The sequence below is a fragment of the Wolbachia endosymbiont (group B) of Philonthus cognatus genome (assembly GCF_947179345.1).
In the GTDB taxonomy this organism is placed as follows: domain Bacteria; phylum Pseudomonadota; class Alphaproteobacteria; order Rickettsiales; family Anaplasmataceae; genus Wolbachia.
The window spans coordinates 967288-980542 of sequence record NZ_CAMXBG010000002.1; the positions used below are offsets into that span (position 1 = coordinate 967288).

Sequence of the window (13255 nt, forward strand, 5' to 3'; positions counted from 1 at the left end):
ACAACTAAAGTGACCTATTTATAACTTCAACTTCACTACCTTCATAACGCATTAATAGCTTTTTATGTACTCCTTTTATTATAACATAATCATCAAATAACAGCCTTTTACAGGATTCGCCTTCTATAAAAATCTGAGGAATTTTATTACTATTTCTAAACTTTAAATAGGTTAAATAACCATCATCGAATAACTCAATTGGAACTATATCTACGTTACCACCTTCATCAATATATGTATAGTTGTACCTCGTATTATTTTCTTGTATTATTTTTTCTGGCTTTTCTGTAATGTATTGCATTTGAGTAGGTAAAGAAACCTCATCTAAATCAACATCAAATTCATCTTCTTCTTGAGGATAATAAAAACGTATTACGTAAGATATATCCTTTTCAACGGAATAATCATGATCCACTTTTTTAGCATCAGCATCTGGGTATTTATCGTAATTTGGTCTTGAAATTAGATCAAAAATGTAATTTCTCTTTTTAGTTGTCGTAATAATCATGTTAGTGCGACTACTGACTTCAAATGGCATGACAAGCAGTTTATTATCATAAGGATTAATTTTCCAACTTGATGCATCACCAACAGCAATATTTTTGACTTTTTCCCCTTCTGCAAACTCAATATAAGAATAGTAACCTTGACTAAAAATTACTGTAAACACCTCATTAGAGCTATATACAAAAGTCTTTATTCTACTATCTACAGAAATAGGTTTATTATTAATAGATGCATTTAAGTTGCCACTTATTAGTAAGGCTAAAACTAACAATATCCTACACATATTCATCATCTACTCTATATGAAATAACTTGAAACCCTAACGGGTTAATATATCTTTGCTGATCATTCATTTCAAGCGATGCATATTTATACGACATCACAACTATCTTATTTTTCCTTGAGGAATTTCCATCTTTTCGTGTAAATTCTATAGAAAATCTCACTTGAAGAGCATCATTACCTAATTTTTGAATTGAACGAATTTTCAACTCACCTTTAGCATCTGAATATAAATTAAAAAGGTCATTCATATTCTGCGATTTTATATAATTGCTAAATTCACTATATACACTAGGCGAAGAAAACAACCTTACTTTTGTATAATAATTATAATTATAATTATATGGGTCAAAAACCTCCCTTGCTTTTATATACTCTGAAATAAAATAATCGTTCAGCGTTTCATTTGCAGAATATTGTTTTACTGTAACAGGATCAACCAATTGCACTATTCCTGACTTTTTATCAATTTCTATAACGAATGGCTCAATAGTGCTACTTGTGCTAATTTTAAATATAGCTAATATGCTTATAGAAATTGCAACTAGTAATATTAATGTAAATAAAAGTAAAGTATTTCTCTGAGCAACAACTGTGCTATAGCGACTTGAATTCCAATTTATATCCTTATCCAATGACTCATTACTTTTTTCTTGTTTTAAAAATTTCAGCATCTCAATATTCTTAAAAATCTTAACTTATATTAATTAACATAGCAAGCTAACAAAGTAGTTATAACAAAAAAGCTAATAAACCCTTAATCCATGGCCTAACTTGCCAAATTTTGTTTCCATATATGAATCATTATATTCATTGCGTTCCATAATAAGTGGTATACACTTTGTAACTTCTATACCGTTATTTTTCAACTCTGATAACTTTCTACCATTGTTTGTAAGTAATTGTATTTTGTTAATGTTCAATTTCTTAAGTATTTTAGCTGCAACAGCAAAGCTCCTTTCATCATCTTCAAAACCCAATACTCTATTTGAATCAACAGTATCAAGATTATATTTTCTTTGCATACTGTATGCTCTTAACTTATTAGTTAAACCAATGCCTCTCCCATCTTGCATCAAGTATAATATAATGCCATTCCCAAAGTCGGTCATTATTTGAATCGCTTGATGCAACTGGCTTCTGCAATCACATGATAAGCTGTCTAATAAGTCTCCTGTATAGCATGAAGAATGAATTCTCACTAATGGCTCATTATCTTTATCTGGATTGCCAATGATAATTGCATAATGTTCTCTTCCGCCACTTTTGGTTCTATAAGATATGATATCTACTTCTTGAGTCTGTTTTAAAAATAATGATGTTTTGCACACTTCATACACACTATGATTTTGTTGAAAATCATTCACAAGTAACGTATTTAGTGCAATAATGTCATTTTCTTCACACCAATTTCGCATTTCATGTTTATTCTCAAAAGTCATATCAGCCACTAACGCGTATGGCAATAATTCTGAGAACTTAAGCAAGGCAACAGCATACGCATCTATTGTCTTTGAGCATTGCAACTCTTTTATCCAATCTTCCTTTGAACAGTTTATTAAATGGAGCAGTTCATCAAAATTGCTTATCAATAGACGTTTGCTACTATGTTCTTTACTCTGACATATGTATTTTACCTTACTTGCAGTCAAAGTAACATACACATTACCTGATATAAGCTTATATTGACTAAATAAATTTTTTTCTAAAGTTTCAGCAGCAGCAAACAATAGATAGTTATTTTCATCATCATATATTAAAATTGGAAGACCACGCCTGACTTCACTGATGGCCCTTTCTACTTTATTTCTACTTTGATTTCCTATAAACATTTCACCTACACCAAACAACTTGGTGCGGTCGAGAAGACTTGAACTTCCAAGGCTTTGTGAGCCACAGCGACCTCAACGCTGCGTGTCTACCAATTCCACCACGACCGCACTTTATTCTAGTTTCTATATAATTACTTTAAATTACTTAATCATTTTAGGATTTTTCATCTAAAGTGTCAATCTGATACTAGGATAATTTAGGAAATGCCTATATAATTTAACTATGAATTTTATGGTTACAAACTTTAATCATTTAAGATAATCTTACTACTAATTCTTAATTTAGGTCTTTATACAAATGAAAATAGCTAATATCTTCATTTTTTTAATTCTATCTCTTACAATTAGCTTTTACCCCACTCATGCACAAATATTGTACACATGGTCTCAAATCATTCCAGAAAATAAATTAAGCATACGTGCGATTATAGACAATAACATGTGTCCCATTGCTTACGTCGATAATAAGGCAGTAGAAATGCTAAGTCGCAGCTCAATTAACAATACCGAAACAGTTTGTGAACTGATAGTAGAAACAAATGCTCAAAACATTAGTATTGACAATATAAAAGTTCCCGTATTAGCGGAAAAGATCAGCAAAATTGCCTTCATTGGCGATACAGGATGTAGAATAAATATGTTATTTCAGCAAGAATGTAATTCTGTAGATAACTGGCCTTTGAAAAAAAATTTAGATTCAATCGCTTTTCATAAACCAGATTTAATTATCCATGTTGGTGATTATCATTATAGACAAACAAAATGTAGAAACACAAAAAAGTGCAGCGATATTTATGGATATAGCAAAGAAGCTTGGTACGCTGATTGGTTTGAGCCTGCAAAAGATATTTTAACACAATCTCCTTTTCTTTTTGTTCGTGGAAATCATGAGAGTTGTAATAGAGCTTATGAAGGATGGTTCAGATATTTAGATTCATACCCCTTTTTCCCTCAAAAATGTGAAGATCTTATTTCCAGTTGGTTCTTAGATGCTGGGCCGATGAAGTTTTTTATCTTCGACTCTTCATCCGGTGAGGAAATTTTTACAACCCAAAGCACAGTTGATGCTTTTGAGAGGCAGTTTGATAAAGTGATACAAGATAAGCCCACGTGGTTTTTGACTCATAAACCACTTTGGAGATCTCCAAAAAAAGAATTTTTGACATTAAAAAGCCATGGTAATCTTACACAAATTGAAGCTTTTGGAGATAAATTTCCAAGCAATGTTACTACCATAGTTTCTGGCCACATTCATATAGCCCAGATTTTATTAATGGATAATGTTCCAGATCAGATTATAGTTGGAAACGGCGGTGCATTATTACACGCTCAAGATCAAGAACCTGTTTATCAAAACGTAGAATTTAACTATCCAAATAGTAGAAATTACTTAGCACACGAAGTTAGAAACTTTTTCGGCTTTGGCTTTGCAATATTAGGTTTAGACGATCACAAATTTACTTTCTATAACCAAGATAATAAGGAAATGTATTCTGCAAACCTAACGAAAGACTTTAAACTTAAAACAAATTAAAATTAGGACTATTTAAGGACGCAGAAAAAACGTGCTGAGCTTAAAAAACTCATAGCAACAAAAAACACTGAAATTCTTGTATATATCGACTAATCTGGAATTGATAACACAAAAGTCAGCGTATTAGTATGATTGCAGCTTTGAATAAGGGAAAAATTATGGCGCCTATGATTTTTGAAGGCTACTGCGATACAGACGTTTTTAATAGCTAGTTCAAACTTTTTGCTGGGTGATTTTGGATAATGCAACTTTTCATAGAAAATAAGTGAATTTATTAAAAGTGTCAGTGCTGAAGTTATATATCTGCCTCCATATTCTCCTGATTTTAATCAAATCATTGGTTTGTTATAAAAAATTGAGCCAGAAAGAATATCCAGCTATTCGAACTATTAGAAAAAGAGCTATATATGAGCATGTTTTAGCACAGACATTATTTTTGTAACTAGGCAAATGCAATCAGTGTTAGCGGCTTGAAAGGATATCAATTAATAAAGAAATGCATCTATAGTAATTAGAAGAAAGAATGAAAAAGTACAGAAGTAGAAATGTGAGTTGACAAAATAAGAGAAATATACTATATTGATGATAGTAAGACTATTTAAAATTAATTATGCCAGTAGTAGTAAATACACCAGGTAACATACAAAGAACGTCAAAATTAAGAGATATTTTACTAGCCCCTGTGAGGTGGCTAGTCATTGGTTTAGCTGTAGTATTACTAATAGCATCTATTGTTCTTGTTCTAGCATTAACTCTAGTCGCTCAAGCATTGAGTAAGCTATATGTTCTTGCAGGAGGCAAATTACCAGAATGGTTAGAGCAAAGAACTGAAGCATTTATGGAGGCAGCGCGTATCCAACAAACAACGCATGATACTAATGTAAATGATGCAATTAATATTAACGTTCAAAAGCTAAAAGAAAACTATGGTGAGCCTGATGTTGATGATAAGTTTATAGAGGAAATAGAAGGATTTATTGATCAGTTAGAGTGCATAGCAAATGGCATACAAAAAGCTGTAGATAAAGATCAACTCACATCAGATGAGAAAAAACATGCACTTGAGTGCCTAAAGCGTATAAAAAATGACCCTAATTCACATAGTGGAAGTGGATTAAGATTGAAGCAAGTTTTAAGTTTGGTTTGGAAAGCTTGTAAGGATAAAAATAAAAAAAGTACTGATAATAATATAGATACTAATACCCGCATATCACAGAGAAAATATCAACTGGTTAAACATTTAGTAGAATCGCAAACAGAATACGGAGTACTTGTTGGCAGTGCATGTTTTACTGGTACCTTTAACAGTATTGTCTCTTCCTTGTACACTTTTGAAGAGTTTTCCTTCTTGCAAAGAGCGGATAAGGCTACTGTAAAACAAGAATTTCAAAATGAGCTACAAAAAAAAGGTGAAGAATTATTTAATCAGCTTGCCAATGATGAAGAAAAAAAAGAAGTTGCAAAAGCTTTAAGTAATCCTTCTACAAATTTCTTTATTAGCTTTATAGAATCATTTAAAAATCACTCTGCACGTGCAGTTTTAGGTGATAAAAAATGTGATGAACTAATAAAAGAAAATTTTGCTAATCTTCAATACAAAAAATCAATATCTAGCTTTATCTAAAGTAATCACTTAACTAACGGCAAAGTGATACCACACTGATTCATATATTTTCCTTTCATATCATCATATGATTTCTCACACTCACTTTCGCCGCTTAAAAACACAAATTGGCATGCGCCTTCATTAGCATAAATTTTTGCAGGAAGTGGAGTAGTGTTTGAGAATTCAAGTGTGACATGACCTTCCCATCCAGGTTCTAAAGGTGTGACGTTTACTATAATACCACATCTTGCATAAGTTGATTTGCCAACACAAATTACTAGTACATTCCTTGGTATACGAAAATACTCCACTGTGCTGGCAAGTACAAAACTATTTGGTGGGATTATACATACATCTGTTTCCTTATCTATGAAACTATTCTCAGAAAAATTCTTGGGGTCTACAATAGCTGAATTAATATTAGTAAAAATCTTAAACTTATTACTAACTCTTGCATCATAGCCATAAGATGATAATCCGAAAGATACGACACCCTTACTGCTTTTATGATTCACAAAAGGTTCTATCATTCCAGAGTTTTCAGCTTTGTCCCTTATCCATTTATCTGGCATAACTGCCATAATTGTCCTTTAAAGTTTTGTAATACTTATAATAATATGTAATAGAATTTAAATGTAAACCTGAATTAGCGTTACACTCTGGAATGGCAAAGTTTCCAGTATAAACTACCTATACAAAAATAAATTGGCAATATTTCAAGCCTGCCAAGCAGCATCAAAAACGATAGAAATAGCTTTACTCCACCACTAAAGGAGGAATAATTACCTGAAGGACCTATTAGGTTACTAAATCCTGGGCCAGAATTTGTAAGCATTGCAGAAACAGAGCTGATGCTAGTTATAAAGTCCGCATTGCTCAAGTAAGACATCACTATTGATGATATAGCGAACGTTAACATGTAAATCGCAAAAAACGTAAAGACAGATTGAACTTCATCATTCTCCAGTATTTTACCATTGAGTTTTACTCTATCGCTTTCACTTGGATTTAATAAAGAGCTAAAGTAATTCCTTATAGATTTTAGAAAAATGACTAAACGGAAGATTTTGATTCCACCACTAGCAGAACCACCACATCCACCAATAAAGGCTAAAAAGAAAGCTAAGACTGAAATAAAGCTCCAATTCAAGTAGTTGCACATTACATAGCCAGTTGATGTGATAAAGGAGGTAATGGTGAATGTGCTGTACCTAAATGATAAAAATACTCCTAAGTCAAAATTTTTATATAACCAAAAACAAGCAAGCAAAGATGAGATAACAACTATCTTAATAAAGTAAGAGACCTGTTCATCATAACAAACGTCTAATCGTCTTATAATTTTTAAATAGCTCAGAAAAGGTAAAGAGCCTAAAATCATAAAGATAATTGTTATGACCTCCAATATAGGGTTATTGTAGTAGCCTATAGAATCGTTATAGTTGGCAAATCCACCAGTTGATACAGCGGACATTCCGTGACATACTGCGTCAAATAATGGCATGCCAGCTAGATAGTAGGAAAATATGCACAATAAAATTAGGCAGTAATATATTTCTGCAATATGTATTACTACGCTTCGCGTATGTGGTAACTTTCTTTTAAGAGCATCTGAGTACTCAGAATAGAGTAAATTATTTAAGCTCAAAACCTTAAATATGGGAAAAATTGCAATTCCTACTGTAATTACTCCAAAACCACCTATACCGTGCAGCATTGCTCTCCACAGTAGTATACCCGGAGATTGTTGCTCGATGTAACTTAGAACAGTTGCTCCTGTGGTTGTAATCCCAGATACTGCTTCAAACAGTGAATCAATGTAGCTTAAACTATCAAGATAAAATGGAATAGCTGCAAATAGAGATAATGCAATCCAGGTACAACTGGTAATCGCAAAAATTGCCGGCATTCCATGTACCCTATTTAGTTTACCCAGTAGAATAAAAATCGCACTAAATGTGCAGGTAACTATAAATCCAACCAGAAAATTTTTCCATTCGTAACCTAGATAATTATTAGTAATAGCAGGAATAAGCATTGCTACGCCAAACAACAATAGAAAAATTCCCACAATAAACGCAATTGAACGTAAAACTTGCAGACTTTCCATAGACAGTACTGTGAAAGCTATATGTTATTAAAACTTCAACCGCTTTGCTAATTTTTTCTCTTGACTTGATTATAAATACGTATAATTATAGCGCTAAATTTGCCATAAGAGATAGAGGTAAGGTATGTTATTAACCAACAGACAAAAAAACATTCGAGATTCATTAATTAGTGAAGCTATACAAGGCAACTTTGAGAATATAAAAAATAATTACGATAGCGATATACAAGAAGTTTTGAAAAGCGAATTACCTAGTAATATACAAAAAGAGTTTAAAGACGATCTACCTAACCCTTGTACCACTTCACAGTTGATTATATTCAAAAAAAATCAAAAGGAAATTAATCAATGTATACAGAAAATGGAGCAAAAAATTGAGAGTATTTCGTGTGATATAGCTATGCAAGAAGCGAAAGGAAATGATGATTCGCATATGCAAAAAGTGAAAAACTTAAAGAGAACAAGTGATCTTCACCACAAATTACGTCAAGCAATAGATTATTTAGATGTTAAAAAAGTTAAAGCAGTATTAGAAGATTGTGATACAAATCTAGCAATGATTTTAAATAGACCTATACATTCACAGAGCAAAACTACCCTTTTACTTTATCCTCTGCAAGTTGGTCTTAATAAACGATATATAGGTGATGGTAAAAGATTGAAACAAGAAGATCTGAGAAATATAAAAGAAATTACTAAACTTCTTTGGGATAAAGCTTCTCCTGATATTCGCAATTTCTGGTTTAAATTCCATCAAGATCAACAAGAAGAAAGTACAAAAGACACAAAAGCAACCTTTGAAGCTCATTTGAAAAAAGCTCCTCCTGATATTCGTGACTTGTGGCTTAAATATCAAAGAGTGCCTGAAAATCAAGATGCAGCTGTAATAAAACTTCTTAAAGGTGAGCAACAACGACATGCCAAGATAGGTAGTGAGAAGTGGCTTGAAGATTTCATTCAAGAAGTTAAAGATTACAGAGAACAAAAAAGCATAGAAGAAAACCTTGAAATAGCTACAGAGAAACCTACAACAAAATCTGTTCTACAAGACGCACAACTTTCTCAAATAAATAGAACTTGTTGTATTTTGTAGTAAATAAGTTCTTAGGAAATCTAAGTATGATAACAATAAAAACAAGAAATTTAAACGTTCTATTTTTAACCTAGTATCCAGAATAAAAAGGGAGTGTTAAATAAACTGTGTCAAATCGCATTTTTAGTTCAACTCGATTTTTAACCTACCAGGAAAAAAGATATCAAGTTGAGAGATAGTTAAAGCCCAATCATGTATAAGCATAGTCCATTTTTCTCTTACCTTTTTTATAGCACAATATACCTGTTTATACAAGGCATTTGTGCTAGTAAATGAGCCCTTGGTTTTAGTAAATTTTCTGATCTGTCTATGTAGTCCCTCAATAGGATTTGTGGTATAAATTAATTTTCTTACAGGGCCAGAATATTTTAAATAACTAGACAGATTTTCCCAATTATTCTCCCAAAACTAAAGTATATTTTTCTCCTATGATTATTGTCCAGTAGAAATTTCAAATTTTGTAAAATCTTTAAAAACACAGTTATTTTTAAGAGTGTAGAAAATAGTTATAAGAAATTTTCTAGCAGTAGCAGTTATAGCCTTAGCAGAACCACGCTTCTTTTTTATATGTTCATAAAAGCTTTTCAAGTAAGGACTGTAACGTACAGCAATCCAAGTACATTGAACTAAAGAAGTACGCGCTATTTTTGACCCTCGTTTGGTAATTCTTCCAATTGTACATTGCTGATTAGATTGAGAAACTCTTGGTACAACTCCAAAATATGCAGTAAGTTTCTCAGGTCTACGGAAATCATTAATGTCTCCGATTGTTACAATAAAAACAGCTGCAGAAATTGGACCTATTCCCTTTATGCTGATAAGATTGCTGAACCCAGGAAGTTGTTTAGCGAAAGCTATAATTTCCTTTTCAAGCTTTTTAAGGCTTTCTCGGATAGCTTCTAAATGATAGCTAATCACTTCAATTTCAACTTTTTCTAAAGGATCCCAATTATGCTTTTGAGTAGCACGTTCAAATCCTACTTTAGTTGTAAGTACTTCTTTTTTAATTTTTATTCCATGGTAATTAAAAAGACCATGAACTTTATTGATTAAAGATACCCGTGACTTTACTAACTGATCTCTCATTTGAAGAAGAGAAGCTAACTGCTGGCATTGTTTGTTTTTGCACCTTGCCTCAGGCAACATATCTTTGCTGAGAAAGAAAGCAATAGCTCGTGCATCATGCTTATCTGTTTTGTTCACAGAGCGACGAACAACTTCAAACTGCCCAGGAGCAATTATTACTATGCGTTTAACGTAAGGTGAAACTGCATCATAAAAGAAACAGCTGTTACCTGTTGCCTCTATGGCTACTTCATCTGTTTCTTGAAGATCTTTGGTGAAATTATCCAAGTCTTTTAAGCGAAACGTTTGAATATGCTCAGGTTTCCCTTCTTGTAAGTAACAAACAGTAAAACTATTGGTATGTAAATCGACTCCAATGTGACGCATATTTTTTCCTCTTGTTCCAAACTCCTATACGAGGTCATCACATTTTGTGAGCCTCACGATGATTTTCGGTGGCAGGGGCAGTTAATCTCCCCCACGAAGTCTTCTTTCTACTCCCTGGGCAAGAAAGTGCTTCAGAAAAACATCCAACCTGCCACCTATCCACTCTGAGAAGTCATTATCTTCTCTTGCTTCCAACCAAGCAATACTTATTCATACCATCTCCCTATTTTTCCTCCAGTTCAAGTAAATAATTCTCGGCTATTTCTCTACTTGATATGTTTTTTTCAAATCATTCATGAAAACTTTTGCTCGATACATATTTCAGTGAATTTCTTATCTGATGTACTATACATTTCTGCTTTAGGAAATACACTGTTTATTGCTTTAGGAAAGCTTTTTAACACATACAATCAGGATATCTTCTACTCCTTTCTCTTTTAAGTCATTTAACATCCCTAGCCAAAAGTTAGCTCCCTCACTTTCTGCTATATAAAAGCCTAAAACTTCTTTTCTGCCATTTTGCTAATATGTTATACATACATTTGCTTACACAATGCCCGTCCTCCTTGACCTTAAAAAACCATGAACACTATTGGATATACAGATTGCAGCGGACGACTGCGCCATTCGTTGATTACCAGTAACAATTTGTCAGTAATACTTGATATCTCTGCTGCAGATATTTTATATTTCTTCTACATGCGATGCTATATCCCATGCCACTGGAATATGTACTTAAAACCTTTGCTTCAAGTTCGGTTGTTTGCCTTTTTCTGACTACTTGTGGCTCGAAACTTCCTTCTCTATCTCCTGGTGTCAATAGTTCAAATACTTGTCCGTAAAGTCTTTGAATTTCTTCGGTTGTTTTCTTCGCTTTCAGCCGACAAATGGTTTTCTATCTCGCCTTCCCTCTAGCAGTTTTTTTATAAATGGTGTTAATGCTCCATCTCTTCCTGTCAATGGTTTTCCTTCTCGTATAGATGATAAGATATTTGTTTCTAATTCTTTATAGTCTACCAAACCGGTAGTTCTGTTTGCTTGACTCATTGTCAAACCTCCATTTTTTTATCAATTTATTACTTTACTTCTCGGTTTGACACAGTTTATTTAACACTTCCAAACTTCCTGCAATTCTTTAATCTCACTTATGGAAAGACCTGTACACTTTACAATAGTATCAATATCAACATTATTAGCCAGCATCGCTTTTGCTACTTCAATTTTCCCTTCCTCTCTAGCGTCATCAAGTTTTTGAGCGAGGATGGCTTCTCCTTTACGTAGATCCATTATTCTCTCTTCATAAGCTACTAAATCTTTTTCATTCCAGCGAAACCTATCTAATTCATCATATGCTAGCTTTATTATTGGTGATTTTTCTGCTATTTTTCTTAAATCTTCATCGGTCGTTTCTTCTGCATATTTGAAGAAAAATAGCCAACGATCTACTACATTTTCTATCTGCTCTTCTCTACTCTTAGGAAACTTTGGTAACTCAATGAAAATAAATTGAAAATCTTTTAAGTCATGCTCGTTAGTTTTTTCATCTCTTATGGTATGGCTAGATATATAATCAGGCTTATCAGGAAATAAATTACAATTGGAAATAGCAATAAAGAAAACCTTCTTTAAATCAATGTACTTACCACCTTTATTATACTTCCTTGCGGAGTGCCAGCAGTTGTGGGATACAGAGTTTTCGATTCTAGGAAACCAGCTTTTAACCATCTATGAAGAATTTTCTTCTCCATAGGAATATGCTTCATAAGCCATTCATGGTTAATGTTGTCAAAGCACCCTTTGATATCACCTTCTAGTATCCATTGTGGTCGATTGCGTCTTGCCAGTAATAAGTGACAAGCAGCAATAGCATCCGCGCAGGATCTTTTAGGTCTAAAGCCATAGGAGTGACGGTCGCTGATCGTTTCAGATACTGGCTCCAGGGCAAACAGATATAATGCTTGCATGGCTCTATCTTTTATCGTTGGTATTCCAAGAGGTCTTCTTTTGCCATTAGATTTACTGATATAAATCCGTTTTAGCGGAGAAGGTTTATATCCTCTTTGCTTTAACTGCTTTATTCCTTGAAATTTAGCATTGCAAGTTAACCACAGTTGACGATCTACACCTGCCGTGTTTTTTCCTTGGTTTTCAGTTACTCTTTTAACAGCTAAAGCTTTGCTGCTAAAGGAGCGTGTGAGAAGACGCTGTAAAGCTTTTACCTTACCCCATCTTCCCTGTTGGACAGCTTTAACAATACGTCTTTGTAGCCTTATAACAACTTTTTGGCACTTCCTCCATGGCAATTGTTTCCATGCTTCGGAGTTGTCGGTAGGTGCACTTACAGTTTTATCTGTAATCATCTGCTTTCCTCCCTTAAGTGGTTAACAAAGTTTCTTGTCACGAGGGACCAAATGGAAGTCTGCTCGTTTTCACGCGAATTAATGTTACAAATTCTATCCATTTCGTTACAAAATGGCATTCGCTTTCTCCATTCTCCTTTACCTGCACTTTCATCAGCATTCCTTGCGGTTTGCTTGCCATGTAGGCAAAAATACAGGTTTACCCTGTTCCTTCTGTCATACAATAGTAGGTTAGGTGACTTCTCTATACCGGTGGAGTTATTATTTGCGTACATCTAGAAATGAAAAATGTAACTTATCCACATTACCTTTTGGTCAGAGCTTATCAGCATCTTTAGCTCCTTAATCATTACGATACTTATGAAGCTTCACTTACGTTCACCATACCACTAGCCTAGCCCTCCAACCACATGATGCTTGTAGTTTATGCTCCTCTCACGATTGAGCATCTTCTTTTTCAAGAGGAGGTTCATTGTCCG

At 33.4% G+C, this 13255-nt stretch carries 11 protein-coding genes, 1 tRNA gene and 4 pseudogenes; 4 read left to right on the forward strand and 12 right to left on the reverse strand.

The annotated features are described in order from the left end of the window. Window positions 1-4 precede the first annotated feature (4 nt). From virB9 to ONG78_RS06450, 4 genes are all read right to left on the reverse strand, one after another. Entirely contained in the window at window positions 5-796 is a 792-nt protein-coding gene (gene virB9 / locus ONG78_RS06435; RefSeq protein ID WP_264377966.1) for a P-type conjugative transfer protein VirB9, read from the reverse strand. Then, complete coding sequence (locus ONG78_RS06440) at window positions 783-1463, reverse strand: VirB8 family type IV secretion system protein (protein ID WP_007302609.1); 681 nt, start codon at window positions 1461-1463, stop codon at window positions 783-785. Before ONG78_RS06440 ends, virB9 begins: the two co-directional genes overlap by 14 nt. Window positions 1464-1535: 72 nt before the next feature. Next, the gene (locus ONG78_RS06445; RefSeq protein ID WP_264377967.1) at window positions 1536-2621 is read right to left on the reverse strand and encodes a GTP cyclohydrolase II; all 1086 of its coding nucleotides are present in this window, start codon (window positions 2619-2621) and stop codon (window positions 1536-1538) included. Between the two features lie 20 nt (window positions 2622-2641). Beyond that, window positions 2642-2729, reverse strand: a tRNA-Leu gene (locus ONG78_RS06450). 190 nt (window positions 2730-2919) lie between these two features. Between ONG78_RS06450 and ONG78_RS06455 the strand changes: the two genes are divergently transcribed. The 3 genes and pseudogenes from ONG78_RS06455 (at window position 2920) to ONG78_RS06465 (ending at window position 5779) form a co-directional block, all read left to right on the forward strand. Beyond that, on the forward strand, window positions 2920-4155 hold the full coding sequence (locus ONG78_RS06455) for a metallophosphoesterase family protein (RefSeq protein WP_264375375.1): 1236 nt from the start codon (window positions 2920-2922) through the stop codon (window positions 4153-4155). 15 nt (window positions 4156-4170) lie between these two features. Beyond that, window positions 4171-4511: pseudogene (locus ONG78_RS06460) on the forward strand (transposase); the annotation flags it as partial. A 254-nt stretch (window positions 4512-4765) separates the two neighbouring features. After that, window positions 4766-5779, forward strand: a complete 1014-nt coding sequence (locus tag ONG78_RS06465; RefSeq protein WP_264375376.1) for a hypothetical protein — start codon at window positions 4766-4768, stop codon at window positions 5777-5779. 5 nt (window positions 5780-5784) lie between these two features. Here the strand turns inward: ONG78_RS06465 and dcd are convergent, their stop codons facing one another. Further along, complete coding sequence (gene dcd / locus ONG78_RS06470) at window positions 5785-6342, reverse strand: dCTP deaminase (RefSeq protein WP_264375377.1); 558 nt, start codon at window positions 6340-6342, stop codon at window positions 5785-5787. 71 nt (window positions 6343-6413) lie between these two features. Next, entirely contained in the window at window positions 6414-7871 is a 1458-nt protein-coding gene (locus ONG78_RS06475; protein WP_264377968.1) for a TrkH family potassium uptake protein, read from the reverse strand. Between the two features lie 124 nt (window positions 7872-7995). On the opposite strand from ONG78_RS06475, the gene ONG78_RS06480 reads away from it, so the two are divergent. Then, window positions 7996-8964, forward strand: coding sequence for a hypothetical protein (locus ONG78_RS06480; protein ID WP_264375379.1), 969 nt, complete (start codon window positions 7996-7998; stop codon window positions 8962-8964). A 123-nt stretch (window positions 8965-9087) separates the two neighbouring features. Here ONG78_RS06480 and ONG78_RS06485 read toward each other — a convergent pair. The 6 genes and pseudogenes from ONG78_RS06485 to ONG78_RS06510 form a co-directional block, all read right to left on the reverse strand. After that, a pseudogene (locus ONG78_RS06485) lies at window positions 9088-9369 on the reverse strand (transposase); the annotation flags it as partial. Window positions 9370-9396: 27 nt separating this feature from the next. Continuing rightward, window positions 9397-10416, reverse strand: coding sequence for an IS110 family RNA-guided transposase (locus ONG78_RS06490; protein WP_264377526.1), 1020 nt, complete (start codon window positions 10414-10416; stop codon window positions 9397-9399). 226 nt (window positions 10417-10642) lie between these two features. Continuing rightward, window positions 10643-11463, reverse strand: a pseudogene (locus ONG78_RS06495) (IS256 family transposase); the annotation flags it as partial. A gap of 60 nt (window positions 11464-11523) precedes the next feature. Then, window positions 11524-12069: pseudogene (locus tag ONG78_RS06500) on the reverse strand (Rpn family recombination-promoting nuclease/putative transposase); the annotation flags it as partial. Next, complete coding sequence (locus ONG78_RS06505; RefSeq protein WP_264377969.1) at window positions 12042-12776, reverse strand: reverse transcriptase N-terminal domain-containing protein; 735 nt, start codon at window positions 12774-12776, stop codon at window positions 12042-12044. The gene ONG78_RS06505 and the pseudogene ONG78_RS06500, both read right to left, overlap by 28 nt. Further along, window positions 12773-13051: a hypothetical protein gene (locus ONG78_RS06510; protein WP_264377970.1), complete on the reverse strand. Its 279-nt coding sequence runs from the start codon at window positions 13049-13051 to the stop codon at window positions 12773-12775. The genes ONG78_RS06505 and ONG78_RS06510 overlap by 4 nt, the downstream gene beginning before the upstream one ends. Between the last annotated feature and the right edge of the window lie 204 nt (window positions 13052-13255).

What these genes read in the sequence shown, in the direction of transcription:
- virB9 (WP_264377966.1), bottom strand. Translation starts at nt 796, where the DNA reads ATGAATATGTGTAGGATATTGTTAGTTTTAGCCTTACTAATAAGTGGC.
- ONG78_RS06440 (WP_007302609.1), bottom strand. Translation starts at nt 1,463, where the DNA reads ATGCTGAAATTTTTAAAACAAGAAAAAAGTAATGAGTCATTGGATAAG.
- ONG78_RS06445 (WP_264377967.1), bottom strand. Translation starts at nt 2,621, where the DNA reads ATGTTTATAGGAAATCAAAGTAGAAATAAAGTAGAAAGGGCCATCAGT.
- ONG78_RS06455 (WP_264375375.1), top strand. Translation starts at nt 2,920, where the DNA reads ATGAAAATAGCTAATATCTTCATTTTTTTAATTCTATCTCTTACAATT.
- ONG78_RS06465 (WP_264375376.1), top strand. Translation starts at nt 4,766, where the DNA reads ATGCCAGTAGTAGTAAATACACCAGGTAACATACAAAGAACGTCAAAA.
- dcd (WP_264375377.1), bottom strand. Translation starts at nt 6,342, where the DNA reads ATGGCAGTTATGCCAGATAAATGGATAAGGGACAAAGCTGAAAACTCT.
- ONG78_RS06475 (WP_264377968.1), bottom strand. Translation starts at nt 7,871, where the DNA reads ATGGAAAGTCTGCAAGTTTTACGTTCAATTGCGTTTATTGTGGGAATT.
- ONG78_RS06480 (WP_264375379.1), top strand. Translation starts at nt 7,996, where the DNA reads ATGTTATTAACCAACAGACAAAAAAACATTCGAGATTCATTAATTAGT.
- ONG78_RS06490 (WP_264377526.1), bottom strand. Translation starts at nt 10,416, where the DNA reads ATGCGTCACATTGGAGTCGATTTACATACCAATAGTTTTACTGTTTGT.
- ONG78_RS06505 (WP_264377969.1), bottom strand. Translation starts at nt 12,776, where the DNA reads ATGATTACAGATAAAACTGTAAGTGCACCTACCGACAACTCCGAAGCA.
- ONG78_RS06510 (WP_264377970.1), bottom strand. Translation starts at nt 13,051, where the DNA reads ATGTACGCAAATAATAACTCCACCGGTATAGAGAAGTCACCTAACCTA.